Source organism: Halomonas sp. TA22 (assembly GCF_013009075.1).
Classification (GTDB): Bacteria; Pseudomonadota; Gammaproteobacteria; order Pseudomonadales; family Halomonadaceae; genus TA22.
Genome location: NZ_CP053108.1, coordinates 1095622 through 1108245, shown reverse-complemented (window position 1 = coordinate 1108245; position 12624 = coordinate 1095622). Strand labels below are relative to the sequence as shown.

11 protein-coding genes are annotated in these 12624 nt (G+C 62.4%); 10 read left to right on the top strand and 1 reads right to left on the bottom strand.

Features of this window, described 5'->3' with window-relative positions:
* Positions 1-2: 2 nt before the first annotated feature.
* Positions 3-2144, top strand: a complete 2142-nt coding sequence (gene dinG, locus HJD22_RS05155) for an ATP-dependent DNA helicase DinG (protein ID WP_208654456.1) — start codon at positions 3-5, stop codon at positions 2142-2144.
* Between the two features lie 65 nt (positions 2145-2209).
* On the opposite strand, the gene HJD22_RS05150 is transcribed toward dinG, so the two are convergent.
* Positions 2210-3289 carry a 3-deoxy-7-phosphoheptulonate synthase gene (locus tag HJD22_RS05150; RefSeq protein ID WP_208654455.1) on the bottom strand — a complete coding sequence of 360 codons (1080 nt, stop codon included), beginning with the start codon at positions 3287-3289 and terminating at the stop codon, positions 2210-2212.
* 301 nt (positions 3290-3590) lie between these two features.
* Between HJD22_RS05150 and rpoE the strand changes: the two genes are divergently transcribed.
* From rpoE to era, 9 genes are all read left to right on the top strand, one after another.
* Positions 3591-4196, top strand: coding sequence for an RNA polymerase sigma factor RpoE (gene rpoE, locus HJD22_RS05145; RefSeq protein ID WP_208654454.1), 606 nt, complete (start codon positions 3591-3593; stop codon positions 4194-4196).
* A gap of 208 nt (positions 4197-4404) precedes the next feature.
* Complete coding sequence (locus tag HJD22_RS05140; protein WP_208654453.1) at positions 4405-5106, top strand: sigma-E factor negative regulatory protein; 702 nt, start codon at positions 4405-4407, stop codon at positions 5104-5106.
* Between the two features lie 13 nt (positions 5107-5119).
* Positions 5120-6160, top strand: a complete 1041-nt coding sequence (locus HJD22_RS05135; protein ID WP_208654452.1) for a MucB/RseB C-terminal domain-containing protein — start codon at positions 5120-5122, stop codon at positions 6158-6160.
* Positions 6160-6636 (top strand): SoxR reducing system RseC family protein, encoded by a 477-nt coding sequence (locus HJD22_RS05130; RefSeq protein WP_208654451.1) that lies wholly within the window; start codon positions 6160-6162, stop codon positions 6634-6636. Before HJD22_RS05135 ends, HJD22_RS05130 begins: the two co-directional genes overlap by 1 nt.
* 133 nt (positions 6637-6769) lie before the next feature.
* Complete coding sequence (locus HJD22_RS05125) at positions 6770-8182, top strand: DegQ family serine endoprotease (RefSeq protein ID WP_208654450.1); 1413 nt, start codon at positions 6770-6772, stop codon at positions 8180-8182.
* A gap of 168 nt (positions 8183-8350) precedes the next feature.
* Complete coding sequence (gene lepA, locus HJD22_RS05120; RefSeq protein WP_208654449.1) at positions 8351-10168, top strand: translation elongation factor 4; 1818 nt, start codon at positions 8351-8353, stop codon at positions 10166-10168.
* A 14-nt stretch (positions 10169-10182) separates the two neighbouring features.
* The gene (gene lepB, locus HJD22_RS05115; protein WP_208654448.1) at positions 10183-10986 is read left to right on the top strand and encodes a signal peptidase I; all 804 of its coding nucleotides are present in this window, start codon (positions 10183-10185) and stop codon (positions 10984-10986) included.
* A 52-nt stretch (positions 10987-11038) separates the two neighbouring features.
* A complete protein-coding gene (rnc, locus tag HJD22_RS05110; RefSeq protein ID WP_208654447.1) occupies positions 11039-11728 on the top strand; it encodes a ribonuclease III in 690 nt (229 codons plus the stop codon).
* Positions 11725-12624, top strand: a complete 900-nt coding sequence (era, locus tag HJD22_RS05105; protein ID WP_208654446.1) for a GTPase Era — start codon at positions 11725-11727, stop codon at positions 12622-12624. The genes rnc and era overlap by 4 nt, the downstream gene beginning before the upstream one ends.

The following is a 12624-nucleotide window of genomic DNA, read 5'->3' as shown; positions in this document are numbered from 1 at the left end:
CGATGCTCGACGAAGCGCTCAAGGGTGAGATCCAGGAGGCCTATCGGCGCGTTCTCGATGGCCTGGCGTTGACTCCACGTTACGGCCAGCGCCTGATGATCGCCGAAATTGCCCGCACCCTGGCGGGGATCAAGGCCGACGACAGCGGCCGGCGTACCTCGGATGAGCATGTCTGCGTGCTCGAAGCGGGTACTGGTACCGGCAAGACGCTGGCCTACCTGCTCGCGGCCCTGCCGGTGGCCAAGGCCAAGGGCAAGCGGCTGGTGATCGCCACTGCCACGGTGGCGTTGCAGGAGCAGGTGCTGCATCAGGATCTGCCCGCGCTGCATAAGCACAGCGGTATTGCGTTCAGTTACGCCCTGGCCAAGGGGCGTGGCCGTTACCTGTGCGTGGCCAAGCTCGATCAACTGCTCGATGGCGTTGAGGAGAACCCGACGCTTTCGCTATTCGAGCAGGCGCTTGCTTCGCGTGATGGCGACGACTTCCACGCCTTGGTCAAGGAGCTCGCTGATGCCTATGGCAACGGGCGCTGGGAGGGGGACCGCGACAGCTGGCCACTGACCATTGAGGATACGCAGTGGCGGCGCCTGACCACCGATCATCGCCAATGCACCAACCGACGCTGCGGCCATTTCGGTGCCTGTGCATTTTTTCGGGCCCGACGAGATCTCGACACGGCCGATATCGTCGTTGCCAATCACGACCTGGTGCTGGCCGATCTGTCGCTTGGGGGCGGTGTGGTGTTGCCGAAACCCTCGGAGTGCATCTATGTCTTCGATGAGGGGCACCACCTGCCCGACAAGGCGATCGAGCACTTCACTCACCGTTTCGCCGTCAATGGCGCGCTGCGCTGGTTGCGCAACCTCAAGAAGTCGCTGACCGAGCTCAACGCGGCCCTTGCCGTGCAGCCGACCGTGGCGCGGCTGCTGGCCGCATTTCCCGAGGCGATCGCAGCGCTCGAGCCGCGTCTGGGCGAGGTCTTCTCGCTGGGTCACCAGTTGGCCGGGCTACCCAATGGCGCAGGGGAGGAGAGCGTCCATCACCGCTTCGAGATGGGGCGCGCGCCCTTGGCACTGCGCGAGCACGCCAGCGCATTGGTGGTGATCTTCGCAGAGCTGTCGCGCAACTTGGAGACCATTGCCGATATCCTGCGCGAGAGCCTCGATCCAGACAAGCATACTGGGCTTCCCCGCGAGCAGGCCGAGCCCTGGCTGCCGCTGATTTCGCTGCTCCATGGTAGGGCGCTGGAAGCGCACGCCCTGTGGCTTGCCATGAGCCAGCAGGACGATCCCGCCGAACCGCCCCAGGCGCGTTGGCTGACCTTCGAAACGGTGGCGGGGGAGCCGGAACTCTCCTTCTCGGCGAGTCCCGTTTCGGCGGCTCACACCCTGGCCAAGACGCTATGGGGTAGCTGCTACGGGGCCGTGGTGACGTCGGCGACCCTCACTGCGCTGGGGCGTTTCGAGCGTCTGCAGGAGCGAGCCGGGCTTGCCAATCGTTACCGCTATCAGCGCCTGCCAAGCCCCTTCGACTACTCCCGCGCGATATTGAATGTGCCACGTGAGGCGGTCGATCCCGGCGACCGCGAGGCGCATGAGCAGGCCATCGTCTCGTTCGTCGAGGGGCTTGGAGCGCGCGAGGCGGTGTTGATGTTGTTCTCGTCCCGCGCTCAGCTGCGTGCGGTGGAGAAGGCGCTCTCCCAGGCGTGCCGTGAGCGGGTGCTGGCCCAGGATAGGCTGCCCAAGCGTGAACTGATCGAGCGCCATCGGGCGCGAGTCGATGCGGGGCAGGGCAGCATCATCTTCGGTCTTGCGAGTTTCGCCGAGGGGATCGACCTGCCAGGTGATTATCTCACCCATGTGGTGATCACGCGGCTGCCCTTTGCGGTGCCGGACGATCCGGTCGGGGCCACGCTCGCCGAGTGGATCGAGAGTCGTGGAGGCAACCCCTTCATGCGCATCGCGGTACCGGACGCCTCGATCAAGCTGGTTCAGGCCTGTGGCCGGCTGATTCGCAAGGAGCAGGACAGCGGGCGCATCACGCTGCTCGACCGTCGCGTGCTGACGCGTCGCTATGGGCAGGCGCTGCTCGATTCGCTACCCCCGTTTCGGCGCGAGATCGACGGTCAAGCCGTGGTGAGCTGAAGCGCAATACATTGAAACGATTGCGCCCGCCGAATGGCGGGCGCCTGGTCTAGCGAGCACGATGTTCAGGCAGCCTGGAGGCGCGCCTTCAATACCGGACGCAGTTTCTGATCCATTTGCTGGAATACCTCGACCGTCGTCTCCCAATCGATACAGGCATCGGTGATCGACACGCCATATTGCAGCTGGCTGCGATCCTCGGGGATTTTTTGACTGCCCCAGCCGATATGCGACTCCACCATCAGGCCGATGATCGAACGATTGCCCTCAAGGATCTGGTTGGTGACGTTCTGCATGACCAGCGGCTGCAAGGCCGGGTCCTTGTTGGAGTTGGCGTGCGAGCAGTCGACCATGATGTTGGGCTTGATGCCGGCCTTCTCGAGCTCCTGCTCGGCCAGCGCCACGCTGACGCTGTCGTAGTTGGGCTTGCCGTTGCCGCCGCGCAGCACCACATGACCGTAGGCATTGCCACGCGTGCGGATGATTGCCACCTGGCCGGCCTGGTCGATACCCAGGAAGTTGTGCGGATGCGAGACCGACTGCAAGGCATTGACGGCGACGTCGAGGCTGCCATCGGTGCCGTTCTTGAATCCCACCGGGCAGGAGAGGCCCGAGGCCATCTCGCGGTGTGTCTGGGATTCGGTGGTGCGGGCGCCGATGGCCGACCAGCTGATGCAGTCCTGTAGATACTGGGGCGATATCGGGTCGAGCGCCTCGGTGGCCAGCGGCAATCCCATCTCGGCAAGCTCCACCAAGAGCTTGCGGGCGATATGCAGCCCCTCCTCGATCTCGAAGGAGTCGTTGATGTGGGGATCGTTGATCAGGCCTTTCCAGCCCACAGTGGTACGCGGCTTTTCGAAATAGACGCGCATCACGATATACAGGCTCTCCTTGACCTCGTCGGCGAGCTTACGCAGTCGCCGGGCGTAGTCCAATGCCGCGTCGACATCGTGGATGGAGCAGGGGCCGACCACGACCAGCAGACGTGGATCGCTGCCGTCGAGAATCCGCTGTACCGTGTTGCGCCCTTCGACGACCGTGCGTTCGGCCAGCTCGGTCAGGGGAATCTCCTGCTTGAGAGCCTCGGGAGTAATGAGAACGTCCTGAGCGAGAACGTTGAGGTTATTGACCTGTTGTTGGGGCATGCCGCTACCTGTTACGTGAACCGCGCGAGAAAAAGAGAAGCCTACTATCGCCCGCGGCACTACCCAAAATCAACGCCGAGGTGGAACTTGCCAGGATCGAACAAGTCACAGCGAGGCATTGACGGTCGACAGACCCTGCTTGATGGAATGCCAAGAAACAGGAACACTTATGCATGACCATCACCGACTACCCGACAGGGCCCAGGTTGACGATATGAATGCCTTCTTACATTACACGCTGATCGCAACGATGCTCCCCGCCGAGTCGAATGCCTCGACTTCCCGACTGGGGAGGGGATGAATGGCAGTCAGGGAGACCGATCAACAACTCGTCGAGCGGGCGCAGAAGGGCGACAATCGCGCTTTCGATCTGCTGGTCAGGAAGTATCAACACAAGATCATCGGCCTGATCGGGCGTTACATCCACGATCACGCCGAGGTGCATGACGTTGCACAGGAAGCCTTTATCAAGGCCTACCGGGCGCTTGGCAAGTTTCGCTCAGAAAGCGCGTTCTATACTTGGATGTACCGGATCGCCATCAACACGGCCAAGAACCATCTGGTGTCACGTGGGCGTCGCCCCCCGGGCAGCGACATGGATATCGTCGATGCCGAGATCCTTGACCAGAGCGGTCGGCTTGCCGATATCGAAACCCCGGAAGCGTCGATTGCCCGCGATCAGCTCGAAGCGGCCGTATTCGAGGCCATCGAAAGCCTGCCGGAGGATCTGCGCACCGCCATCACCCTGCGCGAGCTGGACGGGCTCTCCTACGAGGACATCGCAAGCGTGATGAATTGCCCGGTGGGAACGGTGCGTTCGCGTATCTTTCGTGCCCGCGAGGCGGTGGACAAACATATTCAGCCACTGATCTCCACCGCGCGGACCCAGGACATGATCGTTGAATGAGTTTTTTGCACTGCGCTGAACTGTTGGCGAATGTCGGCGTCAGATGTGGGGATTGCGATGAAGATGGGTGCGCACATGGCAATTGAGCGATTCGCGGTAGGAATGGCGAATCGTGCGCAAGGATGAGCGGGAATTCCGGCGAGTCGAGACTCGCCATTTATCCACTGACATGGGGGCGTCAGGCCCTGTCGAGTGTGAGGATCTAGGAATGAGTCACAATGAACGGGAATCGTTATCCGCCTTGATGGATAACGAAGCGAATGAGCTGGAGCTGCGTCGAGTGCTCAAGATACTCGAGGCCTCTCCCGATGCTGCCGATACCTGGCGTCGCTACCATCTGGCTCGCAGCCTGATGCAGCGGGACCGCGAGGTCGATGTCAGCATGGATCTCTCGGCCGGGATCATGGCCCGAATCGAGAGCGAGCCGTTGCCCCTGGTCGAGGAGGCGTCGGGCAAACGCCGCAGCTTCTCCTTCGCCAGCAGTGCCGCGATCGCCGCTGCCGTCTCATTGATGGTGATCACCGGGGTGCAGGTCTACAACGTCGCGGGGACGCCGGGTGCCGATGGGCCGGCGATGGCAGGCAGCGGCTCGGCTGCGTCAACGGGAGGCGATGTGGCTTCCGCCTCTTCGAGCCCCGTGTCGCGCCCCTCTCTCGTCGATCTTCCCATGTTCCAGCAGTCGCCTGGCGGCAATACCGGCATGATGCCGGTAGGGGCGGTGGGCGCCACCTCGGACATGCCGATGTTCATGGCGCCAAACACCCGCCAGTCGCAACGTGGCGATCTCGAGCAGGCGCGCCTGCTGCAGTCCTACCTAGATCGTCATGCGGAAGGCTCGGCCTACCGCAGCGGTGATGGCTGGATGCCGTTGCTACGCGCTTCGGGGCACGAGACACTGGGCCAGCGTTGAGGGAGAGCGGGTAATGTCAGCTAGCGGGAAGTGCCGATCTCTGGCGGGCTGGACGCTCTCGGCTCTGTTGTTCGGGCTATTGGCTCCCCTGACGCAGGCCGCTGATCAGCAAGTTCCCTTGGCATCGGCCTGGAACGACGAGGAGGGCTTCGACTGCCGTGTGCTCAAGGATCGCGAGGCGCCACAGGGCGCCTCGCAATGGTTCGAGCGCAGCATGTGGGCCAATCACTGCTTCATTTTCCAGGCCCGCGCCGTACGTATCAGTAACGATGGCGTCAGAACGTTGGCGCTCTCCCACGATGTTCAAGACGGCATCGAGCGCGAGGTCGCACGTTTTCTCGATGGCCCCGCCTTGATTCTGGAGCGTCGGGGCCGGATAGGCCGCGGCGGTTGGGCCAACGTACAGAGCGACACTCCCGCCTCGCCAACCGCCATCATGAGCCATCTGGAGGAGTTCTACCGCCTGCGCATCGATGGTGAGGAGCGTGTCGCCGGGCGCAATGCCGTGCGCCTGGATATCGAGCCCCTTGATGCTATGCGCTATGGCCATCGATTGTGGCTGGATCATGCCACGGCGCTGCCGTTGAAACAGGTGCTGCTCGATAGCAGCGGTCGCGAGCTCGAAACCTTCCAGGTCACCGAACTGCAGCGGCCACGTCTCTACGATGGCCAAGTGCAGCTCGACGAACTTCGTGAACCGCCCCCGGACCCCTGGAGGGCGGGGTGGTTGCCGCCGGGGTATGTTCCCCAGCCGGTGGCGACACGCAGCTCCGTCCATGACGACGCCGTGGGACACCGGCTGTTCAGTGATGGGTTGTCGACCCTGAGCGTCTTTGTCGAGCCACTGGATGGTGATGGGCCGGCGCTGGCGCCGGGCATGCATCGTCTGGGTATTTCCTATGCCGCGGTACGTCACCTCGAACTTGGTGGCCAACCGATGCAACTGGTGGCGATGGGTGAATTGCCGCCCCAGGTATTGCTGCGTATCGTCGAGCAGATCGTATGGTTACCCCAAGAGGGCCCGAACGAGGCCGCCCAGGGCGCCTCAGGCTGATGACCGGAAGTGCATGCACCGTGTTGCAAGCGGGGTTGTTGACGGCCAAGGCAATGGTGATCGATCCCTTTGAGGGGGGAGCCTGGGTGTCAGTCGACCCCATGCAGCGTTGTCATGGCTGCAGTGCCAGCCAGGGGTGCGGCAATGCCTTGTTGGCCCGCCGGAGCGGCAAGCGCGCTCGGAGGATGGCCATCGACAGTACCCACCGGCTGCAGGCAGGGGAGCGCATCATCATCGGCCTGCCATCGCCGACGCTGCTCAAGGGAGCGCTTGGCGTCTACGGGATTCCCTTGGGCGGCTCGTTGCTTGCCGGTCTCCTGGCCGAGCGGCTGCTGTCGGTCGGGCATGGCCTGGTGCCGCTGGCCTTCATTGCAGGGCTGGCTGCAGGGGTGGGCGTTGCGCGCTTGGTTCGCCACCGACACGATGCGCGTTATCGCCCCATCTGGGTCGAGACGCTTGCGACGCCCGCAGCCTAGCGCGGAATCAATTGCGCTTCGATACTGTCATAAGGCGGCTACGGCAAGCGGCGTGGCGGGCCATACCTGAGTTAAATGAAGTGGTAAACATGAGTAATACAAGCACTATTGCAACGCATCGCAGGAGCCTTTCATGGAACGCATGACTCGACATCTTTCCCTTTGGCTGTTGATGCTGATCACGGCCTTCGCCTGGCAATCCGTGCATGCCAGGGGCCTTCCCGATTTCACCACGCTCGTCGAAGAGGCCGCCCCAGGGGTAGTCAACATCTCCACGACGCGAATCGTGCAGCCGCGCAGTCAGCAGTTTCCCGGTTCGCAGGATATTCCCGACATTTTCCGTCACTTCTTCGGCGAGCAGTTCCCCCCTGGGGGAGGCGGTGGCCGAGGCCAGAGCCAGCCGCGCCAGTCGCTCGGCTCGGGATTCATCATCAGTGACGATGGCTACATCATGACCAATGCGCACGTGGTCGAGGGGGCCGATGAGATCCTGGTGCGCCTCAATGATCGCCGCGAGCTCACGGCAGAGCTTGTCGGCGCCGATACCCAGACCGATGTGGCACTGCTCAAGGTGGATGCGCAGGACCTGCCGACGCTCAATATCGGCGACTCCGACCAGCTGCGCGTCGGTGAGTGGGTCGCGGCGATCGGCTCACCGTTCGGTTTCGATCACTCCGTCACGGCCGGTATCGTCAGTGCCATCAACCGCACCTTGCCGCGCGACGCCTATGTCCCCTTCATCCAGACCGACGTGGCGATCAATCCAGGCAATTCCGGTGGTCCGCTGTTCAATCTCGACGGTGAAGTGGTCGGCATCAATTCGCAGATATTCACCCGCAGCGGTGGCTTCATGGGGGTCTCCTTCGCCATCCCGATCAGTGTCGCAATGGATATCGCCGAGCAGCTGCGCAGCGATGGTCGCGTCGACCGCGGCTGGTTGGGCGTGATGATTCAGCCGGTATCGCGCGACCTGGCGGAGTCCTTCGGCATGGAGAGCCCGACCGGGGCCTTGATCGCCGATCTCGATCCCCAGGGCCCGGCGGCAGAGGGTGGCCTGCGTGCCGGTGACGTGATCCTCGAGGTCGATGGTCAGGAGGTGGAAAGCTCCACCACGCTTCCGCGGCTGATCGGTCGCGTCGCGCCGGGCAGCGATGTCGAGCTGACCGTGATGCGTGAAGGTGAGCGCCGTTCCCAGGATGTGACTGTGGGTAGTTGGCCGGATGCCGAGGGTGGGCGCAGCGCGATAGCCGAGCAGAGCGATCGCCAGTCGCGCCTGGGACTGGCGGTAAGTGCCCTCGACGCCGCCGAGCGTGAGCGCTTGAACATCGAGAGTGGCGTGCGCGTCAGTGAGCTCGATCCCGAAGGAGCTGCCGCGGAAGCGGGGATCCGCCCGGGAGACGTGATTGTCTCGCTTGACCAGCACTCCATCGGCTCTCCCGAGCGGTTGGCGGAAGTGATCGATTCCATCGACAGCGATCGTGCCGTTCCGGTGCGTCTCTATCGCGATGGCCGCTCGCTGTTCGTGGCGCTTCGCTTAAGCGAATAAGCTCAGTTGATTGCGCCCCGGCGAGAGCTCTGCTCCCGTCGGGGCGCTTGCTTTGCCCCTCATGCTCCCTTCGCTGTTCCTGTCAGGCGCTTGCCGGTACAATGGCGGCAATTTTTCACCAGCGCCATTTCATACTTCCGCGCTGATACTGAAGGCAGAACCGACTCGATGGCCAACGACGAATCACGCGACGACCTCCAGCATATCCGCAACTTCTCGATCATCGCCCATATCGACCATGGCAAGTCCACCTTGTCGGACCGGATCATCCAGTTATGCGGTGGCTTGAGCGACCGCGAGCTCAAGGAGCAGGTGCTCGATTCGATGGATATCGAACGCGAGCGGGGCATCACCATCAAGGCTCAATCGGTGACCCTCGATTACCAGGCCGAGGATGGCAAGACCTACCAGCTGAACTTCATCGACACTCCGGGGCATGTCGATTTCTCGTATGAGGTGTCGCGCTCGCTCTATGCCTGCGAGGGGGCACTGCTGGTCGTGGATGCTGCCCAGGGCGTCGAGGCCCAGTCGGTCGCGAACTGCTACACCGCCGTCGAGCAGGGGCTCGAAGTACTACCGGTGCTCAACAAGATGGATCTGCCCCAGGCCGATCCCGACAAGGTGGCCAAGGAGATCGAGGAGATCATCGGCCTGGATGCCACCGATGCCTGCCAGGTCTCGGCCAAGAGCGGCATGGGCATGGAGGCGCTGCTCGAGCGCCTGGTACGGGACATCCCGCCCCCCAAGGGCAACCCCAATGCGTCGCTGCAGGCCCTGATCGTCGACTCCTGGTTCGACAACTACTTGGGCGTGGTATCGCTGGTGCGTCTGTTCGACGGCACCCTGCGCAAGGGCGACAAGATGCGCATCAAGTCCACCGGTCGCGACTGGCAGGTCAACGAAATCGGTATCTTCACGCCCTTGCGCCGTGAGACCGGCATCCTGCGTGCAGGTGAGGTGGGCTTCGTCGTGGCCGGGATCAAGGAGATTCAGGGCGCGCCGGTGGGGGATACCATCACCCACGCCAAGACGCCCGACGTGCCGCGCCTGCCCGGCTTCCAGAAGGTCAAGCCGCAGGTCTATGCAGGGATGTTCCCGGTCAGCGCCGACGACTATGAAGACTTCCGCGATGCGCTGGAGAAGCTCGCCCTCAACGATGCTTCGCTGGCCTATGAGCCGGAAAACTCCGATGCATTGGGCTTCGGTTTCCGGGTAGGCTTCCTTGGCACGCTGCACATGGAGATCATCCAGGAGCGTCTCGAGCGCGAATACGATATCGACCTGCTGACCACGGCACCGACGGTGGTCTACGAGCTGGCCATGGATGGAGGCGAGATCGTGTATGTCTCCAACCCCTCCAAGCTGCCTGACATGGCCAATGTCGATGAGATGCGCGAGCCTATCGTGCGGGCCAGTATCCTGGTACCCCAGGAGTACGTGGGCAACGTGATCACCGAGTGCGAGAAGCGCCGCGGTACCCAGCGTGACATGCAGTTCCTGGGCAGCCAGATCCAGCTCGTCTACGAACTGCCGATGTCCGAGGTGGTGATGGACTTCTTCGACCGCCTCAAGTCGATCTCCAAGGGCTACGCCTCACTCGATTACAGTTTCGAGCGTTTCGAAGCGGCCAAGCTGGTGCGCCTCGATGTGCTGATCAACGGCGATCGCGTCGATGCGCTGGCGGCGATCATCCATCGCGACCATGCTCACGGCCGAGGTCGACTGCTGGTCGAGAAGATGAAGGAGCTGATTCCACGTCAGATGTTCGACGTGGCCATCCAGGCCGCCATCGGCGGACAGGTGGTGGCGCGCTCCACCGTAAAGGCGCTGCGCAAGAACGTGACCGCAAAGTGCTACGGCGGTGATGTGTCACGCAAGAAGAAGCTGTTGGAAAAACAGAAGGCGGGCAAAAAGCGCATGAAGCAGGTCGGCAAGGTGGAAATTCCACAGGATGCCTTCCTCGCTGTGCTCAAGGTTAACGACTAGGGTCGAGGGAACGCATGGATTTTTCGCTTTTGCTGGTGGTGGCCGTGGCGGTCACAGGGCTTGTCTGGCTGCTCGATAGCCTGATTTGGGCTCGTGGACGACGCGCCAGAGTGGCAGCGGTGGAGGCCGAAACCGGCGAGCAGCTGGATGAGAGTGCGCGCAAACGCGTCGCCAGAGAGCCATGGGTGGTCGACTACGCCCGCTCTTTCTTCCCGGTACTGCTGGTCGTGCTGCTGCTGCGAAGTTTCCTGGTGGAGCCGTTCCAGATTCCCTCCGGCTCGATGCGCCCCACGCTCGAAGTCGGCGATTTCATCCTGGTCAACAAGTACACCTATGGTTTGCGGCTGCCGGTGCTCAACACCAGATTCGTCGAGATGAACGATCCTGAGCGTGGCGATGTGATGGTGTTCCGCTTCCCTCAGGAACCCTCCATCAACTTCATCAAGCGCGTGGTCGGGCTGCCGGGTGACCAGATTCGCTACGAGGGCAAGCAACTCTACGTCAATGGCGAAGCCGTGCCCAACAGTGTGACCGACGAATCGCCCAGTGGGGCGAGCGCTCTGCAATTGCTCGAAGAGCAGCTGGGTGAACGTCTGCACTATATTTACCATAATCCCCAAGACCCCGGCCCACAGATGCGCGAGCTGGTCGTGCCGGATGGGCACTATTTCACGGTCGGGGACAATCGCGACAACTCCAACGATAGCCGCTACTGGGGCTTCGTTCCCGAGGAGAATATCGTGGGACAGGCGTTCGCGGTCTGGATGCACTGGGATGGAGGCCTGCCGAGCTTCACCTCGGTGCGCCGTATCCAATAGAGGCGATGATCGCATCGATGACATTACACCCTGAAAAACAAGCAGGAGCTTCGTGAGCAACCCCTTGAAAGACTTCAGCCGTCGTATCGGCCATGAGTTCGCTGATATAGGCCTGCTGGAGCTGGCCATGACCCACCGCAGCGTCGGCGGCCAGAATAACGAGCGTCTCGAATTTCTCGGTGACTCGATCGTCAATTTCGTCATCGCCGAGGCGCTCTTTCGGCGCTTCCCGCAGGCGCGGGAAGGCCAGCTTTCGCGTCTGCGTGCCCAGTTGGTCAAGGGCCAGACCCTGGCCGAGGTGGCCCGCGAATTCGCGCTGGGCGAATGTCTGAGCCTGGGCTCCGGCGAGATGAAGAGCGGCGGGCATCGGCGCGATTCGATACTGGCCGACGCTGTCGAGGCGGTGATCGGAGCAATCTATCTGGACGCCGGCATGGAAGTGGCCAAGTCGCGGGTGCTCTCCTGGTACGGCACGCGTCTCGAGGCGATCGATCTGCAGGATACCCAGAAGGACCCCAAGACTCGCCTGCAGGAGTTCCTGCAGTCGCGCCAGTGTCCCTTGCCGCGTTACGACGTACTGTCGGTTGAGGGGGAGGCGCATGCCCAGACCTTCACCATCGAGTGCCATGTCGATATGCTCGACAAACATACCATCGGCGTCGGCCCCAGCCGCCGTCATGCCGAGCAGCAGGCCGCCGAACAGGCGCTCAAGCTGCTCGAGCCGCGAGGAAGTCGCTCATGAACCAGCGCTGTGGTTTCGTTGCCATCGTCGGACGTCCCAACGTCGGCAAATCGACCCTGATGAATCGTATTCTGGGCCAGAAGATCTCGATCACGTCGCGGCGGCCGCAGACGACACGCCACCAGGTACTGGGGATCAAGACCGAAGGCGACGACCAGACCATCTATGTCGATACGCCAGGCATGCACATCATGTCCAAGGATCGCAACAAGGCGATCAATCGGTTCATGAACCAGGCCGCCACGCAGGCGCTGCGCGACGTCGACTGCGTGGTGTTCATCATCGACCGCACGCGCTGGACCGCCGAGGATCAGGCGGTGCTCGAGAAGCTCACCCATGTCCAGGCACCGGTCATCCTGGCCATCAACAAGGTCGACTGGCTGGAGGACAAGAACTCGCTGCTGCCGTGGCTCGAAGAGGTCGGTGCCAAGCGCGACTTCGCCGCGATCCTGCCGCTCTCGGCCAAGCACGGCAACAACGTGCCGGAGCTCGAGGCCGAAGTCGCCAAGCACCTCCCCGAAAGCATTCATTTCTACCCGGACGATCAGGTCACCAATCGCAGCCAGCGTTTTCTGGCCGCCGAGCTGGTACGTGAGAAGGTCATGCGTCAATTAGGCGATGAGCTGCCCTACCAGATGACCGTTGAGATCGAGGAGTTTCGCGATGAGGGCCGGGTGGTGCATATCAGTGCCTTGATGCTGGTCGAGCGGCCGGGGCAGAAGAAGATCCTGATCGGCGAGAATGGCGAGCGTATCAAGAGTATCGGTCGCGAGGCGCGCCTGGAGATGGAGAAGCAATTCGACGCCAAGGTCATGCTGAATCTGTGGGTCAAGGTCAAGCGTGGCTGGTCGGATGACGAACGTGCCCTGAAGAGCCTCGGCTACGATCACGATTGA